Annotated in this window: 16 protein-coding genes; 6 read left to right on the forward strand and 10 right to left on the reverse strand. The window is 64.0% G+C overall.

Annotated features, from left to right (window positions below; genetic code table 11):
* Positions 1 to 80: 80 nt before the first annotated feature.
* Positions 81 to 734: a S24 family peptidase gene (locus ACNJX8_RS39140; RefSeq protein ID WP_439358944.1), complete on the forward strand. Its 654-nt coding sequence runs from the start codon at positions 81 to 83 to the stop codon at positions 732 to 734.
* Positions 735 to 872: 138 nt separating this feature from the next.
* Positions 873 to 1,625 (forward strand): carbonic anhydrase, encoded by a 753-nt coding sequence (locus tag ACNJX8_RS39145; protein WP_164939718.1) that lies wholly within the window; start codon positions 873 to 875, stop codon positions 1,623 to 1,625.
* 151 nt (positions 1,626 to 1,776) lie between these two features.
* Here ACNJX8_RS39145 and ACNJX8_RS39150 read toward each other — a convergent pair whose 3' ends face one another.
* The 5 genes from ACNJX8_RS39150 to ACNJX8_RS39170 form a co-directional block, all read right to left on the reverse strand.
* Positions 1,777 to 3,420, reverse strand: coding sequence for a lysine--tRNA ligase (locus tag ACNJX8_RS39150; protein ID WP_439358946.1), 1,644 nt, complete (start codon positions 3,418 to 3,420; stop codon positions 1,777 to 1,779).
* Positions 3,421 to 3,634: 214 nt separating this feature from the next.
* Complete coding sequence (locus ACNJX8_RS39155) at positions 3,635 to 4,570, reverse strand: transporter substrate-binding domain-containing protein (protein ID WP_128936854.1); 936 nt, start codon at positions 4,568 to 4,570, stop codon at positions 3,635 to 3,637.
* A gap of 240 nt (positions 4,571 to 4,810) precedes the next feature.
* The gene (locus tag ACNJX8_RS39160; RefSeq protein WP_439358949.1) at positions 4,811 to 5,401 is read right to left on the reverse strand and encodes an SCO family protein; all 591 of its coding nucleotides are present in this window, start codon (positions 5,399 to 5,401) and stop codon (positions 4,811 to 4,813) included.
* Positions 5,402 to 5,424: 23 nt separating this feature from the next.
* Positions 5,425 to 5,619 (reverse strand): hypothetical protein, encoded by a 195-nt coding sequence (locus ACNJX8_RS39165; protein ID WP_128936856.1) that lies wholly within the window; start codon positions 5,617 to 5,619, stop codon positions 5,425 to 5,427.
* 110 nt (positions 5,620 to 5,729) lie between these two features.
* The gene (locus tag ACNJX8_RS39170; RefSeq protein ID WP_439358951.1) at positions 5,730 to 6,251 is read right to left on the reverse strand and encodes a hypothetical protein; all 522 of its coding nucleotides are present in this window, start codon (positions 6,249 to 6,251) and stop codon (positions 5,730 to 5,732) included.
* A 266-nt stretch (positions 6,252 to 6,517) separates the two neighbouring features.
* Here ACNJX8_RS39170 and ACNJX8_RS39175 point away from each other — a divergent pair, with 266 nt between their 5' ends.
* The gene (locus ACNJX8_RS39175; RefSeq protein ID WP_249758385.1) at positions 6,518 to 8,176 is read left to right on the forward strand and encodes an FAD-binding dehydrogenase; all 1,659 of its coding nucleotides are present in this window, start codon (positions 6,518 to 6,520) and stop codon (positions 8,174 to 8,176) included.
* A 37-nt stretch (positions 8,177 to 8,213) separates the two neighbouring features.
* On the opposite strand, the gene ACNJX8_RS39180 is transcribed toward ACNJX8_RS39175, so the two are convergent.
* The 3 genes from ACNJX8_RS39180 to ACNJX8_RS39190 all read right to left on the reverse strand — a co-directional run bounded on the left by ACNJX8_RS39180 (position 8,214) and on the right by ACNJX8_RS39190 (position 12,184).
* Positions 8,214 to 8,516 carry a hypothetical protein gene (locus ACNJX8_RS39180; RefSeq protein ID WP_128936858.1) on the reverse strand — a complete coding sequence of 101 codons (303 nt, stop codon included), beginning with the start codon at positions 8,514 to 8,516 and terminating at the stop codon, positions 8,214 to 8,216.
* A gap of 44 nt (positions 8,517 to 8,560) precedes the next feature.
* Positions 8,561 to 10,666: a methyl-accepting chemotaxis protein gene (locus tag ACNJX8_RS39185; RefSeq protein WP_128942040.1), complete on the reverse strand. Its 2,106-nt coding sequence runs from the start codon at positions 10,664 to 10,666 to the stop codon at positions 8,561 to 8,563.
* Positions 10,667 to 11,179: 513 nt separating this feature from the next.
* Positions 11,180 to 12,184, reverse strand: a complete 1,005-nt coding sequence (locus ACNJX8_RS39190; protein ID WP_439358954.1) for a PAS domain-containing protein — start codon at positions 12,182 to 12,184, stop codon at positions 11,180 to 11,182.
* Between the two features lie 206 nt (positions 12,185 to 12,390).
* Between ACNJX8_RS39190 and ACNJX8_RS39195 the strand changes: the two genes are divergently transcribed.
* From ACNJX8_RS39195 to ACNJX8_RS39205, 3 genes are all read left to right on the forward strand, one after another.
* Positions 12,391 to 13,314 (forward strand): alpha/beta hydrolase family esterase, encoded by a 924-nt coding sequence (locus ACNJX8_RS39195; protein WP_439362037.1) that lies wholly within the window; start codon positions 12,391 to 12,393, stop codon positions 13,312 to 13,314.
* A gap of 132 nt (positions 13,315 to 13,446) precedes the next feature.
* Positions 13,447 to 13,797 carry a RidA family protein gene (locus ACNJX8_RS39200; protein ID WP_027575148.1) on the forward strand — a complete coding sequence of 117 codons (351 nt, stop codon included), beginning with the start codon at positions 13,447 to 13,449 and terminating at the stop codon, positions 13,795 to 13,797.
* A gap of 201 nt (positions 13,798 to 13,998) precedes the next feature.
* Positions 13,999 to 14,364 carry a nuclear transport factor 2 family protein gene (locus tag ACNJX8_RS39205; RefSeq protein WP_128936861.1) on the forward strand — a complete coding sequence of 122 codons (366 nt, stop codon included), beginning with the start codon at positions 13,999 to 14,001 and terminating at the stop codon, positions 14,362 to 14,364.
* Positions 14,365 to 14,693: 329 nt separating this feature from the next.
* Here ACNJX8_RS39205 and ACNJX8_RS39210 read toward each other — a convergent pair whose 3' ends face one another.
* Together ACNJX8_RS39210 and ACNJX8_RS39215 are read right to left on the reverse strand one after the other, a co-directional pair.
* Complete coding sequence (locus ACNJX8_RS39210; RefSeq protein WP_439358957.1) at positions 14,694 to 15,545, reverse strand: amidohydrolase family protein; 852 nt, start codon at positions 15,543 to 15,545, stop codon at positions 14,694 to 14,696.
* Between the two features lie 3 nt (positions 15,546 to 15,548).
* A complete protein-coding gene (locus ACNJX8_RS39215) occupies positions 15,549 to 16,526 on the reverse strand; it encodes an aldo/keto reductase (RefSeq protein ID WP_439358959.1) in 978 nt (325 codons plus the stop codon).
* Positions 16,527 to 16,549: the final 23 nt, after the last annotated feature.

Genomic DNA, 16,549 nt, shown 5'->3' on the forward strand with positions numbered 1-16,549 from the left:
TCCGCCGCCTCTTGCACGGAAAGCGGAAAACCGGTTGATTTGAGGACAGTTTTCCTGAGTTGCGACGGGCTGGACCTTCCATGGTCAAACAGGCCAAAGCGCAGAGGATGCTGACTCACGACCAGATCTGGGGCGCGCTGGATCGGCTGGCTGCGCGCGCCGGGCTGTCGCCGTCCGGCCTTGCCAAACGAGCCGGGCTCGATCCCACCACCTTCAACAAGTCCAAGCGCGTCACCTCCGACGGCCGCGAGCGCTGGCCCTCGACCGAATCGATCGCGAAGGCGCTGGCGGCGGCGGGCTCCTCGATCGACAGCTTTGCGAGACTGGTCGACGAGGACGCCGGCGACGATCGCTCGGTGCCGCTGCTCAGCTTCGCACTCGCCGGTACCAGCGGCGCTTTCGACGAATCCGGCGTTCCATCCGGCAAGGGCTGGACCGAAATCGCGCTTCCCACCGCCGAGGACGGTCACGCCTTTGCGCTGGAGATTTCTGGCGATGCGCTACAGCCTGCCTATCGCAACGGCGACGTCCTCCTGATCTCGCGCGGCACGCCGACCCGCAAAGGCGATCGCGTGGTGGTGAAGACCAAAGCGGGCGAGGTGACGGTCGCGACGCTGAAGCGCCGCACGGCGAAGGCGCTGGACTTGCAGCCGCTCGATGCGTCACGGGCGGAGCGGACGATCGCGATGAGCGATGTCGCCTGGATCGCGCGGATCGTCTGGGCGAGCCAGTGATTGCGTCGCGCCCGGCGTGGGTGACCAGGCGATGACATCACCCGCGCCGCGTTTCGCCGCGGGCGAGCTTGCGACTCACCGGCCCTCTCGCATAGGTTGCGTACCGATTGCCGATCAAATTCATCTCGGGGGAGTACGATGAATCGCCGTCACGCATTGAAGGCCCTGGCGGGTCTTGCGCTTTGTCCGCTCTGCAAGCCGGCCTTCGCCGCCGAAGGCGTGCATTGGAGCTATGAGGGCGCCGGCGGTCCGGCCAAATGGGGCGATCTCGACGCGGCCAACAAGGCCTGCGCGGTCGGCCTGCAGCAATCGCCGATCGACATCGAGGGGGCGATCAAGTCGCAATTGCCCGCTCTGAAGCTGAACTGGGCCAAGAGCGCCGACACCATCGTCAACAACGGGCACACGATCCAGCTCAACTTCGCCGAGGGCAGCACGCTCATGCTCGGCAACGTCAAGTACAAGCTGCTTCAGGTGCACTTCCACCGGCCGAGCGAGCACATGATCGGCGGCAAGAATTTTCCGATGGAGGCACATTTCGTCCATCGCAACGATGCCGGCGGGCTCGCCGTGATCGGCGTGCTGATGGCCGAAGGCAGGCCGAACGCAGCCTTCAGCAAGATCGTCAAGACTATGCCGGCGGCCGAAGGTCCCGCGGTGAAGGCCGATGCGACCATCGATCCTCACGCCATGCTGCCGCAGCGACTCAGCTATTTCCGCTATCCCGGCTCGCTGACGACGCCGCCCTGCTCGGAGGTGGTCGAATGGCTGCTGCTGACCGACCCGATCCAGGTGTCAGCCGCCGATGTCGCCGCGTTCGCAAAGCTCTATCCGATGAACGCGCGCCCGGTGCAGAAGGACAACCGGCGTTACGTGCTGCGCTCGATCTAGGCGGGCGTCACTCCGCAACTTCCCTACATTGTTCAATGTCATTCCCCGCGAAGGCGGGGAATCCAGTACACCGCGGCCTCTCGGCTCTATCACAACCGCCTCTGGAATACTGGATCGCCCGCCTTCGCGGGCGATGACAGCGGGAGTGCGCTCATGCGCTTCGCGCCAGCGCGCCGTCGATCATGTTGACTGCGTTCTGGATGCCGTACACCGCGACGAAGGAGCCGAAGCGCGGGCCCTTCTCCTGGCCGAGCAGCACCTGGTAGAGCATGTTGAACCAGTCGAGCGTGACGCCGGGACGGCCATCCTTGCCCTTCTTGACCTGGTCGAGGAACGGCTCGCGGCGGCCGACCTCGTAGACGACGTTCTGGATGTCCTCGGCCGATGCGTCCTGCGGCAGTTGCGACAGCGCATCGCGCAGGTCCTGGAGCGCGGCGCGCTCTGTGTCCGTGGGCACGCGGAACTGCTTCGTGGGCGCGACGAAGTCGCGATAATAGTTGATGGCATAACCGACCATCGCATCCAGCTTCGGATGCGTCTGCGGGCTCACGCCGGGGCGGTAGCGGCCAATAAAACCCCACAGCGTCTCGGCATTCTCCGCATTCGACGACGACACCAGCGTGAGCAGGAGCTGGAAGGTGACGGGCAGATCGCCCTTCGGCGGCTTGCCGTTGTGGATGTGCCAGACCGGATTGCCGAGCTGCTGCTTGCCGTCCTGCTTGGCAAAGCCGTCGATGAATTGCTGGTAATCGTCCACATTGCGCGGGATGACGTCGAAATACAGCCGCTTGGCCGCCTTCGGCTCGCGATACATGAACAGCGACAGCGATTCCGGCGAGGCATAGCGCAGCCATTCGTCGATGGTCAGGCCGTTGCCCTTCGACTTCGAGATCTTCTGGCCCTTCTCGTCGAGAAAGAGCTCGTAGTTGAAGCCTTCCGGCGGCGTGGCGCCAAGCGCCCGGGCGATCGCGCCGGACAGCTTCACCGAATCGATCAGATCCTTGCCGGCCATCTCGTAGTCGACGCCGAGCGCGACCCAGCGCATCGCCCAATCGGCCTTCCATTGGCACTTGACGTTGCCGCCGGTCACGGACGTCTCGACTTCCTGGTTGGTATCGGGGTCGACATAGGTCACCGTGCCGGCGGCGACGTCGCGGCGGATCATCGGCACTTGCAGCACGACGCCCGTCGTCTTGCTGATCGGCAGGAACGGCGAATAGGTGGCGCGGCGATCGGGGCCGAGTGTCGGCAGGATGATGGCCATGATCTTGTCGTAGGCGGCCAGCATCTTGAGCAGCGTCGCATCGAAGCGGCCCGATGTGTAGTAGTCGGTCGAGCTCGCGAACTCGTAGTCGAATCCGAAATGATCGAGGAAGGCGCGAAGCCGCGCATTGTTGTGATGCCCGAACGATGGGTGTTCGTTGGAGAACGGATCCGGCACCCGCGTCAGCGGCTTGCCAAGATGCGCGGCCAGCATGTCCTTGTTGGGGACGTTGTCGGGCACCTTCCGAAATCCGTCCATGTCGTCGGAGAAGGCGAGCAGGCGCGTCTTGATCTTGTCCTCGGTCAGCACGCGGAAGGCATGCCGCACCATCGAGGTGCGCGCGACCTCGCCGAACGTGCCGATATGCGGCAGGCCGGAGGGACCGTAGCCGGTCTCGAACAGCACCTCGTCCTTCGGGCTTTTCTTCAGCCGCGCGACAATGGCCTTCGCCTGCTCGAACGGCCAGGCGTTGGATTGTTCGGCGAGCGCACGCAGGTCGCTCGGGTTCGCAGCAAGATCGATAACGGACATCAGGGGCCTCCGGGCCGCGCAAAATAGCGATTTCCGGGCAGAATGCAATTTTGTAGGCGGTATTGCCTCTTGCACCGTCATTGCGAGCGAAGCGAAGCAATCCAGACTGTCTCCGCGGTGACAGTCTGGATTGCTTCGTCGCATCAGCGCAAAATTGCTGCGCAATTTTGTCGCGAGCTCCTCGCAATGACGGCGGAGGGAGCAGCGACGCTAGTTAGAACGGGCTCACCGAAAAATACCGCAGCCACAGATCGGTGTAGCGGCCTTTTTCCCAGACGCGGAACAAGGCCCAGTTCAGGGCCTGCCGCAGCACGTCGTTGCCCTTGCGCACGGCGATGCCGATGCCCTCGCCGAAGAAGCGGCTCTCGACGAAAGGGCCGCCGGAGAAGGCGCAGCAATCGCCGGAATCGGTGCCGTTGATCCAGAACGCGAGCGAGATGGCGTCGCCAAAGATGAAATCAACCTCGCCCTTGCGCAAAGCGCTGCGGAGCGCATCGTCATTGGGATAGGCGTGCAGCTCGGCGTCGGTGAACATCGCCTTGAGATACGCCTCATGCGCGGAGCCGGCGATGACGCCGACCTTCTTGCCTTCGAGATATTCGGGGCGGATCTCCGGCATCACTGCGTCCTTGCGCGAGACGAAACGCGCCGGCACCCGATAATAGGGATCGGTGAAGTCGACGCGGGCGCGAAGCTGCGGGCTCACCGCCATCGAGGCGATGATGGCATCGCCGCGGTTGGAGGTGAGCGCGTCGACCAGCGTCTCGAAGCGGCGCATCTGCACCGTGCAGGTGACCTTGATCTCGTCGCACAGGCTGCGTGCGAGATCGACGTTGAAGCCGGCCGGATTGCCGTCGGCGCCGGTGAAGTTGAACGGCGGATAGTCGGTCTCGGTCAGGAAGCGGATCACGGTCAGGCGGGACAGGTCCGGCCGCTCCGGCCGGCGCCGCGGGTCCCAGAAGCCCGGCACGGCCTGTGGGGCGGCCTGGGGCGCGGTTTGCGGCGTGGCCTGGGGCGCCGTGGGCGGCCGCTTGGCTGGTGTCTGGGCGTTCGTGGCGCCGAGCCCTGCGAGCAGGCAAGCACCGATGGCCAACCCCATCAGCAAACCACGGGCAGATTTTGACGATTTCGCCTGTTGCGATGGAGCCATCGGCCGGAAATGAACGAATTGCGTTGAGATCGGAGGGCCTTATAGACCATTCGGCCCGGAACGCGAGCGCCGATTGTGGCTGGTTGCGCTCCCTCCCCCGCAAGCGGGGGAGGGTCGGGGAGAGGTGCCTCCTCTGGGCGAGAACCCCCAAGAGGAGAGAACCCTCACCCGCGCCTTCGGCGCGACCTCTCCCGCAAGCGGGAGAGGTTGCAGCGGAGTTCGCGGCGGATTGATCGCCTCTCAGAGGTACCGCTTCAGCTCGGCCGCGGCTTCTTCCGGCGTCCGCTTCAAATTGAACGGCGAGACGAAGCGGCCGTCGCGGTCCATCAGATAGATCAGCGCGGTGTGGTCCATGGTGTAGTCGCCGTCCTTGGTCGGGACCTTCTTGGCGTAGACGCGGTAGGACGTGATCACCTTGGCGACCTCGGCGGGATCGCCGGAGAGGCCCTCAAGATGCGGATCGAAGCTCGTCAGATAGTCCTTCATCGCCGCCGGCGTGTCGCGCTCGGGGTCGACCGAGATGAAGATGGCATTGACCTTGTCGGCCTCCTTGCCCATCGCGCGCAGCACTTCCGACATCTCGAACAGCGAGGTCGGGCAGACGTCGGGGCAATGGGTGTAGCCGAAGAAGATCAGGGTCGGCTTGCCCTTCAGGCTCTTGTCGGTGACGGCCTTGCCGTTCTGGTCGGTGAGCTGGAACGGGCCGCCGATCGCGGCCGGTTGCGCCACCTTGCTCACCCCGCCCATGGCCCAGAACATCACCAGCAGCCCGACAATGAGGCTTGCGGCGAAGGCGGTTGCGATCACCAGCGGACGGGCGATGGGGCTCATTGTCGGAACACTTCCTATCGGGATCAGAAGCAGGCGGCGAAGCCGGTCCTGATCATTTCGAAGAACACCTGGGTGCCGTAGTGGAACCAGAGCGCGAGGGCGCCGACCACGACGAGCGCGCCGAAACCTGCGCCCGCCCACAGCAGCACGGACGGCATCCGGCCGGCAGTGGGCGAATTGTCCGATACAGGATGAGCCGGATGCAGTGGTTGAGCCATGGCAATGATCGGGGCGAAGGCCCCGGTTCCCAGGCTCTCAGATAGGCTTTGGGCCGCCCGCGGACAAGACGCCCGCGTCGGCCCAAAAGGATCCCATCATGCTGCGAAGATCAGTGAAGCAGCTGGCCCCGAGCGGATTCGAGTTGCTCCGCTTGTGGGAGAGATCGGCGCGACGGCCTGTTGGTCGAGGCTTGCGCGTCCAGATAGCAGGGCTTGTACATGGCCTCGAGCTGCTTGCCCCTCAGGAAGAGCATGCGTGGGGTCAGCCCGCCCCGCTGGCCGATCCAGCGCCTCACCTGCGAGGGATACATCGCATAGAGCATCTGGGTCGCTTCGGGATTGGTGACGGCGCGGCCATTGCTTCCGAAATCCCAGGCGGCGTGGAAACCGAGCGTTGCATGCGAGGTCACGCAGATGCGATCGCGCGGGATGGCGCCGAGGACGATGGTACAGGCGGAGGCGCAGAGGCCGTCGATAATGACGGTTTCGCCTGACTGACGCAGGTCCTGGTACCTGTCGACGTAGGTTCCGATCCTGCCGCCACGGTCATCCGCGATACGAACCACCGCGTGAGAAGCCCCCATGCCGGCGATCAGGAGAATCACCGCAAGCAACCCCGTCAGAAACCTCATTGTCCCCCGCCCCAGTCGGATTCGAATCTGCGTGTCAGGTGGTGATGCACAGCTAGCGTCTGTCGACTCTGTGGTTTTGTCTAGGCGCGCCCGCTCTGTCAAAACAAATTCAAATACAGTGTTGCGTCCGCGCTGCACTTGGCCAGTCTCTATCCCCGAAGTGGAACAAGTTAATGTTGTCTTACGGGCCGCGCCCTTGATCTCAGTTGCAACCGCTGGCTTCAATCCGGGTAACTACAGGGGGGAACCCGTGGAGGGGGAGATACATGGCGGAAGAAACTGACGTCATCGTGGTCGGCGCGGGACTATCGGGCCTCGTGGCCGCAACCGAGATCGCGGACGCGGGCAAGCGCGTGATCGTGGTCGACCAGGAGGGCGAGCAGTCGCTCGGCGGCCAGGCGTTCTGGTCGTTCGGCGGATTGTTCCTGGTCGATTCGCCCGAGCAGCGCCGGCTCGGCATCAAGGACTCCTACGAGCTCGCACTCCAGGACTGGATCGGCACCGCCGGCTTCGACCGCGACGAGGATTTCTGGCCACGGCAATGGGCCGAGGCCTATGTGGCGTTCGCGGCCGGCGAGAAGCGCGACTGGCTGCGCGCGATGGGCCATCGCATCTTCCCCGTGGTGGGCTGGGCCGAGCGCGGCGGCTATGACGCGATGGGCCACGGTAATTCGGTGCCGCGCTTCCATGTGACCTGGGGCACCGGCCCCGGCATCGTCGAGCCATTCGCGCGCCGCGCGCGCCAAGCCGCCCGAAGCGGCCGGCTGACCTTCAGGTTCCGCCATCGCGTCGATGCGCTCTCCATCACCAACGGCACCGTCGATGGCGTCAGCGGCGCCGTTCTCGCCCCCGACACTATCGAGCGGGGCAAAAGCTCGTCACGCAACGTCGTCGGCGAGTTTGCGTTGAAGGCGCAAGCCGTGATCGTCGCCTCCGGCGGCATCGGCGGCAATCATGAGCTGGTGCGGCAGAACTGGCCGAAGCGGCTCGGCGAGCCGCCGAAATTCATGATCTCGGGCGTGCCCGAGCATGTCGATGGCCGCATGATCGGCATCACGGAAAAGGCTGGCGCGCGACTGATCAATCGCGACCGCATGTGGCATTACGTCGAGGGCATTCAGAACTGGAATCCCATCTGGCCGCGCCACGGCATCCGCATCCTGCCCGGCCCGTCCTCGATGTGGTTCGACGCCACGGGCACGCGGCTGCCGGCGCCGCTGTTTCCGGGCTCCGACACGCTCGGCCAGCTCAAATACATCATGTCGACGGGCTATGATTATTCCTGGTTCATCCTGACGCAGAGCATCATCAAGAAGGAGTTTGCGCTGTCGGGCTCGGAGCAGAACCCCGACCTCACCGGCAAGAGCTGGCGCATGACCTTGCGCCGCGCCACCAACAAGGGCGCGCCGGCGCCGGTGGAGGCGTTCAAAAGCCACGGTGTCGACTTCATCGTGCGCGACAAGCTCGATGAGCTCGTTGCGGCCATGAACGAGCTCGCCGGCAGCGACCTCCTCAGGCTCGAGCACATCAGGATGCAGATCGAAGCGCGCGACCGCGAGATCGCCAACCCCTACGTCAAGGACGCGCAGGTGATGAACATCCACAATGCGCGCCGCTATATCGGCGATAAGCTGATCCGCACCGCCTCCCCGCACAGAATCCTGGATCCCGCGCATGGACCGCTGATCGCGGTGAAGCTCAACATCCTCACCCGCAAGACGCTGGGCGGCTTCGAGACCGATCTCGAGTCGCGCGTGTTCGGGGAAGAGGGCAGCGTCATCCCCGGCCTCTATGCGGTCGGCGAAGCCGCCGGCTTCGGCGGCGGCGGCGTGCACGGCTACCGCTCGCTGGAGGGCACTTTCCTCGGCGGCTGCCTGTTCTCGGGGCGCAATGCCGGCCGCTCCGCGGCGAAGGCGGTGGGGTGACCGACGAGGCTGGCGGGTGCGCGGCGGCGCACCGGCCTCAGCCGCGGCGAAGCATCTCCTGCAACAGGCGTTCGGTCAGCGAGAGCTGATCGAGCCGCAGAGACAACAGCTCGTTCAGCTCGGCCATGTGGGCTCGAAGTCTCTCGGCCTCCGGCCCGTCATCGAGATTTCGGACAAAGTCGCCGAGCGCCCTGAGACATTGCTGCATTGTCACGATGCTTTGCTGCAGCGATTTGCAGTCTCTCCTGGTGTTAGCGACCAGGCTGGTTGGGCTGAGCGGCAACGCGATAACGTTATCGATCGCGCCCGCTCGCGTTTCTTTCTTGATTCGATCGGCCATCGCGTTCCCTCATGCGGACATGGCAGGACACTCGCCTATTCGAGTCAGGCGGCGCGCACGGTGGTCAGGAACTGCTCGACCTCGGAGTGCAATCGCGCGCTGTCCTTCGACAGCATTTGCGCCGAGGCAAGCACCTGGGTTGAAGCCGAACCAGTCTCCGCCGCTCCGTGCTTCACGTCACTGATGTTGGCTGCGACCTGATCGGTGCCTTGCGCCGCCTGCTGGATGTTGCGGGCGATCTCCTGCGTCGCGGCTCCCTGCTCTTCGACTGCCGATGCGATCGCCGAAGAAATCTCCGAGATCCTGCCGATTGTTCCGCTGATCTCCTTGATCGCGACCACGGATTCCTGGGTGGCGGCTTGAATGTCGGCAATCTGATGACCGATCTCCCCGGTCGCCTTCGCTGTCTGCTCGGCCAGCGCCTTGACCTCGGACGCAACCACAGCAAAGCCGCGCCCCGCTTCGCCGGCTCGCGCCGCTTCGATCGTGGCGTTCAGAGCAAGCAGATTGGTCTGCCCCGCGATCGTGTTGATGAGTTCGACGACGTCGCCGATGCGGGTGGCCGCCTGCGACAGCTTGTTGACCCGATCATTGGTCCTCTGCGCCTGCTCCACCGCCGCGCCGGCAATTCTGGCGGCGTCCTGCACCTGGCGGCCGATTTCGGTCACGGATGAGCTCATCTCTTCGGTGGCGGAGGCAACCGACTGAACATTGGTCGATGCTTCCTCGGAGGCGGCAGAGACGACGCTCGAGAGCTCCTGGGTGTTCTCCGCGGTCTTGCTCAGCGTCCGGGCCGCCGCTTCGAGCTCGGTCGATGAGGACGACAGCGTCCTCACGATGTCGCCGACCGCGTCCTCGAACTGACCCGCGAGCCTGTGCATGTCGGCCTTGCGTTGAGCGGCCGCGCGAGCCTCCATTTGTGCCTGCTCGGCGCGCAGACGATCGGCCTCGATCATGTTGTCTTTGAAGACCTGGACCGCAATGGCCATCTCGCCGACCTCGTCGGTACGGCCCACGCAGGGAACGTTCGTGGAGGTGTCGCCGCCGGCGAGCTTGCCCATGGCAAGGGTCATCCCCCGGATCGGAGCGGCGATCGAGCGGGACGTGAACAATGCGATTGTCCCGCCGAGGCCGACTCCCGCGGCCAACAGAGTCCACAGGACCAGCTTCAGCAGCGAGATGCTCTCCTGCACGCCGCGCGTCTCCTCGACGAGCATCCGCTTCTGATTGGACTTGATGCCTCCCGAGCGGGTGCCGTCGACGCCCTTGGGCCCGTCGAGCAGGTCGAGAATCCTTGCGGCGCGCGGCGCGGCTTCGGTCACCAGCAGATAAACCGGCGCGTTCCAGTCCGGGGACTCGCGAAGCGCGAAGATCCTTTCATAGAGGCGCGCGAACTCGCTTTTCGCCTTTGCGATCTTATCGAAGGACGCCTGTTGCGAGACGGTGAGCAGGTCCTTTCGCGCATTGACTCCGGCATAGCCTTTCTCGAACGCCTCCCACGGCTTCACGAATTTTTCCTTGTCGGTCTTTTCGCCCGAGAGCAGGTACATCCGGAGCTGGGCCGTGGCAGCGGCAAAATTGCCCCGCGTATCCGCCATCGCCTTGAGCAATTTCTTCCGCTCCGACGTGGCTTCCTGTGCCTCCTCCTGATCGATCATCTTCGTGATCTCGGAGAAAATCACGTCTGCGCGCGGGCCGGCCTCGCCGACCATGAGCTTGGTCGCGGGATAGGCGTCAGGGGTGAAAGCAATCGCTTCGGCCTTGTCCTGCGCCGCGCGAAACTCGACGAGCAGCAGCTTGGCTTGCTCCCATTTTTGCCTGTTCTCGGGATTGGTGAACTGCGCCGCCTGCTCGTCGAACGCAGCCACTGTTCTATCCATCTCCTTCCACATCGACATGCGATCGAGCTTGCCTTGCGGATTCCCGCTGAGCAAATAGCCGCGCAGGGTCGCGAGCGTGGAATAGAGATCGCCGATCAGCTCGGTGCTCGCCAGCGCGACCGGCGTGCGCAGGTTCGTCATGCGATTGACCGTCGTTGAAATGCGCCCGACCTCGAACATGGTGTAGCCGACGGAAAGCGCGATGATGGCGCAGACTGCAGCAAATCCCGCGATCAACCGGCCACCGATACGAAATTTGAAATAAGACATTGGCAAATACTCCGCAGCTATGGCCGCTATGGCCTAAGACGTCGCATGAAAATTCCCGCGTGGCGATGCCGCAGACCGAAACGATCGTTTGACATGACCAGATCGGGCGATACCCCACCATTCCGATCGCGACAGCGTTGGCGCACCCGGCTGGCAATGATCCCAGCCAGATCGACGCGCGCCGCTTGAGCAATCCTGACGACGATGCAGCGCCCCGTTACCCCGCTACTACCGTCAGTTTTACGCCTCTCCGACTCTGACTTTGACGTGTGTGACCAAGGTGACCAAAATTGCTTATTGCGACATTAAGAAAAATTTGTTCGCGAGGTCTCTCAACGCACAAAAATTGAGCGCTGCTTCTGCAGCCGGAATTAAAGTGCGAGGCCTTGCCAGGATCTTGTTGTCTCTCAATCGACAGAGCGCTGCGCCAACATCAAAACTGGTGAGAAGTGGGCTCGACCTCACCTCGATCTCCGCAAAAATCGATGGCGGTCGCGACTGGCTGCTTGACGATTATCTCGGCCTCACGCCAGGTTTCCCGGCTCCGAAGATGAACTCGATGCCCGCAGACGAGAGCGTGGCGCAAAGGGTCGTCAATGTCTCGTCGGGCAGGCGCAGGAGACCGTTCTGCTCCTCAAGCCGGCGAATCACGGCAGCAGAAATCCCGGTTCGCGCGGCGAGCTGTTTCACCGACCAGTTCAGCATGCCGCGGGCGGCGCGCAATTGCGCACCCGTCAACCTCCACGTCGCCACGTGTTGGGTCGAGAGTCGCTGCTCGTGCACGTCCGTGGAGATTCCCAACCACTCCCGAACACTACCATCCGCGTCCGGGACCGGCACAGCCCGGCAATGGTACCAGCGGTAGGAGCCGTCGGACTGGCGCAGCCTATGCTCGACATCGTAGGGCTGTCCCGTTTCGGCGGCAGCCGCCCAGATCCGCAAAGCCGTTTCGCGTTCCTCTTCGGGAAGCAGATCGAGCCAGCCTTTGCCGAAGAACCGGTGCGCGTCCGGCTTGTCCTCCGCGTTCAAGAGCGCGGTAATCCGGCCGTCCTGACTGCCGACCCACAGCAACCCGCCTGCGACCTGCGTCAGCGCCGCGTAGCGACCCGCATCTGTCTTGAGAGGCTGCAGCGATCTGCGTTGTTCGGTGATGTCGATGGCGACGCCGACCACGCATTCCGGCTCGCCGGCCGAGTTCAAAAAAGTCTCGGACTGGATACGGATCCAGCGCAGTGCACGATTCGGCCGGATGATGCGAAACTCGCCGTCGAGCAAAAATCGGTCGAAGGCCAATTCGCGCGGATCGCGCTGCGGACGGCGATCCTCCGGATGAATTCGTCTCTCGATCTCCGCATAGCTGGGCGCAACGGCATTGGGATCGAGACCCAGCAGGCCGTAGAAGCCACGCGACCACTGCATCCGGCCTTCGGCATCGCAGCGCCAGACGCCAGTCCCAAATTTCTCTTCTAAAAAACGAAGTATCTCGGAAGGGTCGGGGTAGTTTTCCAGGTGGCTCAATTCAGCCCCGTCGCGAAAATTGTCTCAACTCTTAATTGTACTCTATCTCAGTTCCGCTCCTTGATGCAGCTCAATTTGCGATTGCTGAAAATATTTGTGCCATCCGGCAGGTATGTACATGCGGTCGAAGGTCGCGCCGAGATCTTGAACTTGGTTACGTGCGTCGAAGCGGCTAAACGCTATCGATGGTACCGATCATGGCCTGGATGATACGACCCGCCTTGCGCGTTGCCCCGTTCTGGCTGGCGGTGATCTGCTGCTTCTCTCCTGCATGGGCCGACACTGTCGACGTCAATGGTGTGAAGCGCTCCTACACCGTGCAGCTGCCGGCGAAAAAGCCGGCACCGCTCGTCATCGTGCTGCATGGCAAGACCCAGCGCGGCGCCGACATGGTCGCGCGGACGGCGTGGCCGCAGCTTGCCAAGCGCGAGGGGCTTGCGGTCGTCTTTCCGGACGGGCTCAACCACGCCTGGGCCGATGCGAGGACCAAGGCGGGACCCGCGCTCCGCGGCCCACCCGATGGCACCGATGACGTCGCGTTCATCGCAAAGCTGGTCGAGAAGCTGGTGGCCGACGGCACCGCCGATGCGAAGCGCGTTTATGTCACCGGCATCTCCAATGGCGGCGCCATGGTGATGACGCTGGTTTGCGCCCGCGCCGATTTGTTTGCGGCGGGCGCGAGCGTGATCATGAACCTCACTGAAGAGGCCGCCGTCACCTGCCATCCGTCGCGGCCGTTGCCGATGCTGCTCATGAACGGCACCGCCGATCCGCTCGTCCCCTACGAGGGCGGGCGCGGATCGAGCTATTATGCCGCAGACGGGTTCTGGTCGACGGACGAGACGCTGGCATTCTGGCGCAGCCTCAATGGCTGTGAGACCGATGACGCCGAGGTGATCGAGATGCCCGACAGGGCGCCCGCAGACCAGTCCACCGTGACACGGATCAGCTCGCGCTGTCCGACCGGGCACGACGTCGTGCTCTATCGCATCAACCATGGCGGCCACCGCATGCCCGGATTTGCACCGGATGCGCGTTTCCCGAAAGTCGCGACCAAACTGCTTGGCCCGCAGAACGGCGACATCGACGGCGCCGAGACGATCTGGGCTTTCTTCAGCCAATTTCGCTGAGCGGCGCATCGCGCGCAGGCAACGCATGCGTGCCTGGCAACGCATGCGTGCCTGGCAACGCATGCGTGCCTGGGGTGGCAGAGCGCGGGTCGCTGGGCTAGACAGGGCCGCCCTTCCACCAGGAGACCCCAAATGAGCATTCAGCGTTTTGAAACCGGCCCGCGCATGAGCCAGGTCGTCGTGCACGGCAACACCGTCTATCTCGCCGGCGTCGTCGCGAACAAGGCTGCCGGCGAAAGCGTAACGAAACAGACCCAGGACATCCTGGCAACCATCGACGGTCACCTCGCCAAGGCCGGCACCGACAAATCGAAGCTGCTCTCGGCCACGATCTACATCACCGACATGAAGACGTTCGGCGAGATGAACGCGGTGTGGGACGCCTGGGTCTCGCCGGGCAATACGCCGGCCCGCGCCACCGTCGAAGCCAAGCTAGCGGCGCCGCAATACACCGTCGAGATCATGGTGACCGCGGCGAAGTGACGCCCGCATGAGATTGTGCGTGCGCCTGAGGCGCGATGAAACATCATCGCGCCTCAGGTTTTTTTGCGCATGGTCTGATAGGAAAACCGCTCCACACTTTTCCGGATCATGCGCATGACCTCCGAGGTAATCGATCGGCGCGCGCATTCCTTCGATAGTCGCGGTCAGCCGGACAACACGGCGCCATCGAAGGAGAGTACCATGACCGACCCCGTCACCATCGCCCGACGCTACATCGAGCTCTGGAACGAACGCGCCGCCGGCCGCCGCCGCGAGCTGCTCCGCGAGAACTGGACGGCGGATGCGAACTATGTCGATCCCCTGATGAAGGGCGACGGCCAGGACGGCATCGACGCGCTGATCGCCGGCGTGCAGCAGCGCTTTCCCGATTTCAGATTCAAGCTGATCGGCGAGCCCAACGGCTACGGCGACCATGTGCGCTTCAGCTGGGGACTCGGCCCTGATGGTGTCGACAGCCCGATCAAGGGCACGGATTTTGCCGTGCTGAAGGACGGCCGGATTAGGAGCGTGACAGGATTCTTGGATCAAGTGCCCGCGGGGGCATGAGGTCTCTTACCCTCCCCTTGAGGGTAAGGCTATCGCATATGGCGGTGAATAATGCTTCGGCATCGGCAGTGGGCTCCCTCTCCCGCTTGCGGGGGAGGGCGGGGGTGGGGGTGCCTCCGCGTCGGGATTGTCGAGAATTGCGGAGGCGATCCCAGTGCGGTGAGAGCCCTCACCCGCCGCGCTCGGGACGATGCTTCGCATCGCCCGGGACGCGTCGGCCTCTCCCGCAAGCGGGAGAGGCGGAGCAAACTCGCGGGTGGTCCCCGCAAAAGGCATATGCGATAGCCCTACCCTCCAGGGGAGGGTAAGAAACAGTCCGCTGCTTCGCTCTAACTGGCAACCGCCAACCGATACGCAGCCATCACGTTCACACCAAACGCCTTCTCCCTCACCTGCGGACCAAGCTTCATCAAGCACGCTTCCAACGCACCCTTGATCTCGTCGTAGCTGCCCGCAAGCAGACACACCGGCCAGTCCGAGCCGAAGATCAACCGATCCTCGCCAAAGCATGTCGCGACATGTTGAACGAACGGAAACAGCCGCTCCGCATCCCAATCACCCCAAGCCGCTTCCGTCGCTAACCCTGAAATCTTGCACCAGACATTGCCGCAGGCGGCGAGCGCTTTGATGCGATCGGCCCATTCGTCGCTTCCACCATCGGCGATCGGCGGCTTGCCGGCGTGATCGAGCACGAAGCGTGCTTGCGGGAAGGCCTGGGCGGTTGCGATGGCCGAGGGCAGCTCGCGGGTTCGAACGAGGAGATCGTAGGCGAGATCGCGGGCGAACACCGCCGTGAGACCGCGCTGGACGTCTTCGCGGAGCAGCCAGTCGGGATCGGACTCGTCGTGCACCTGGTGGCGGATGCCGACCAGCTTGTCGCCACCGGGGGAGGCTCGCAGGCGATGAAGCGTCTCGTCAAGCGCACCGTCCGTCAGATCAGCCCAACCGACGACACCGATGACAGAGGGCGTCGCATCCGCGATGCGCAAGTATTCCTCGGTCTCCTCCAGCGCGGAGCGGCATTGCACCAGGATGCTGGCGTCGATGCCGTTTGCTTTCAGTAATGGTGCGAGATCGCCAGGACCGAAGGCACGGCGGATCGGCGCGAGCTCGTCCGCCTCCATCCAGGGATAATCGGCGCGCGCCGGATCCCAGAAATGCTGGTGGCCGTCGATGATCATGGCTCACGCTCCGCCCGGCAGCGGCGCCCGCGCATCGACGAGGTTTCGCGCGCGCAGCTCCTGCCAGAAGGCTTGCGGCACCGCCGCCTCCGACATCGCGATGTTGTCGGCCACCTCGGCGGCATTGCGCGCGCCCATCACGGCGACTGTCACGGCCGGATGGGCCATGCAGAACTGCAGTGCTGCGGCCTTCAGCTCGGTGCCGTGCTTGCGGCAGAGCCCGTCGAGTTCGAGCGCCTGCGCGACGAGCGCGGCATCGGCGTCCTGATAATTGAACTTCGCGCTCGTGTGCGGATTGGCCAAGATGCCGCTGTTGTAGATGCCGCCGAGCAGGATGCCGATGTTCCTGGCTTGGCAGGCCGGAAACAGCGCATCCAGCGCGCCCTGATCGAGCAGCGTGTATCGGCCGGCGAGCAGAAAGCAGTCGACCGGCACGGCGTCGGCAAAGCGGACTGGCATCTCCGACTGGTTCATGCCGGCGCCGATCGCCTTGACCGTGCCGTCCTCGCGCAGGCGCTGCAGCGCGCGGAAGGCACCGGCGACGGCATCGTCATAATGATCGTCGGGATCATGCACGAGCAGGACGTCGACACGGTCGAGCCCGAGCCTGGCGAGGCTTTCCTCTACCGAGCGCATCACGCCGTCATGGCTGAAATCGAACACCGGCCGCTCGCGCGGCGTGCCCTTGTAGTGCTCGTCCTCGGCGGCACCGCCCTCCGGCGCGCGCAAGAGACGCCCGACTTTGGTCGAGATCGCATAGGATTCGCGCGGCTGCTGCTGCAGGAACGCGCCAAGCCGCCGCTCGGCCAGGCCAAAGCCGTAAAGCGGCGCGGTATCGAAGAAGCGCACGCCGAGCGACCAGGCACGTGCGATCGTCGCTTCCGCATCGGCATCGCTGACGGGGGTGAACAATCCGCCGAGCGGGGCGGAACCGAGGCCGATTGAGGTGACGTCGAGAGAGCCGAGGCGCGACCGTTTCATTCCCATTGCCTTCCAGGAGTCTT

The sequence above is a fragment of the Bradyrhizobium sp. SPXBL-04 genome (assembly GCF_051853035.1).
In the GTDB taxonomy this organism is placed as follows: Bacteria; Pseudomonadota; Alphaproteobacteria; order Rhizobiales; family Xanthobacteraceae; genus Bradyrhizobium; species Bradyrhizobium zhanjiangense.

What these genes read in the sequence shown, in the direction of transcription:
- ACNJX8_RS39140 (WP_439358944.1), top strand. Translation starts at nt 81, where the DNA reads ATGGTCAAACAGGCCAAAGCGCAGAGGATGCTGACTCACGACCAGATC.
- ACNJX8_RS39145 (WP_164939718.1), top strand. Translation starts at nt 873, where the DNA reads ATGAATCGCCGTCACGCATTGAAGGCCCTGGCGGGTCTTGCGCTTTGT.
- ACNJX8_RS39150 (WP_439358946.1), bottom strand. Translation starts at nt 3,420, where the DNA reads ATGTCCGTTATCGATCTTGCTGCGAACCCGAGCGACCTGCGTGCGCTC.
- ACNJX8_RS39155 (WP_128936854.1), bottom strand. Translation starts at nt 4,570, where the DNA reads ATGGCTCCATCGCAACAGGCGAAATCGTCAAAATCTGCCCGTGGTTTG.
- ACNJX8_RS39160 (WP_439358949.1), bottom strand. Translation starts at nt 5,401, where the DNA reads ATGAGCCCCATCGCCCGTCCGCTGGTGATCGCAACCGCCTTCGCCGCA.
- ACNJX8_RS39165 (WP_128936856.1), bottom strand. Translation starts at nt 5,619, where the DNA reads ATGGCTCAACCACTGCATCCGGCTCATCCTGTATCGGACAATTCGCCC.
- ACNJX8_RS39170 (WP_439358951.1), bottom strand. Translation starts at nt 6,251, where the DNA reads ATGAGGTTTCTGACGGGGTTGCTTGCGGTGATTCTCCTGATCGCCGGC.
- ACNJX8_RS39175 (WP_249758385.1), top strand. Translation starts at nt 6,518, where the DNA reads ATGGCGGAAGAAACTGACGTCATCGTGGTCGGCGCGGGACTATCGGGC.
- ACNJX8_RS39180 (WP_128936858.1), bottom strand. Translation starts at nt 8,516, where the DNA reads ATGGCCGATCGAATCAAGAAAGAAACGCGAGCGGGCGCGATCGATAAC.
- ACNJX8_RS39185 (WP_128942040.1), bottom strand. Translation starts at nt 10,666, where the DNA reads ATGTCTTATTTCAAATTTCGTATCGGTGGCCGGTTGATCGCGGGATTT.
- ACNJX8_RS39195 (WP_439362037.1), top strand. Translation starts at nt 12,391, where the DNA reads ATGATACGACCCGCCTTGCGCGTTGCCCCGTTCTGGCTGGCGGTGATC.
- ACNJX8_RS39200 (WP_027575148.1), top strand. Translation starts at nt 13,447, where the DNA reads ATGAGCATTCAGCGTTTTGAAACCGGCCCGCGCATGAGCCAGGTCGTC.
- ACNJX8_RS39205 (WP_128936861.1), top strand. Translation starts at nt 13,999, where the DNA reads ATGACCGACCCCGTCACCATCGCCCGACGCTACATCGAGCTCTGGAAC.
- ACNJX8_RS39210 (WP_439358957.1), bottom strand. Translation starts at nt 15,545, where the DNA reads ATGATCATCGACGGCCACCAGCATTTCTGGGATCCGGCGCGCGCCGAT.
- ACNJX8_RS39215 (WP_439358959.1), bottom strand. Translation starts at nt 16,526, where the DNA reads ATGAAACGGTCGCGCCTCGGCTCTCTCGACGTCACCTCAATCGGCCTC.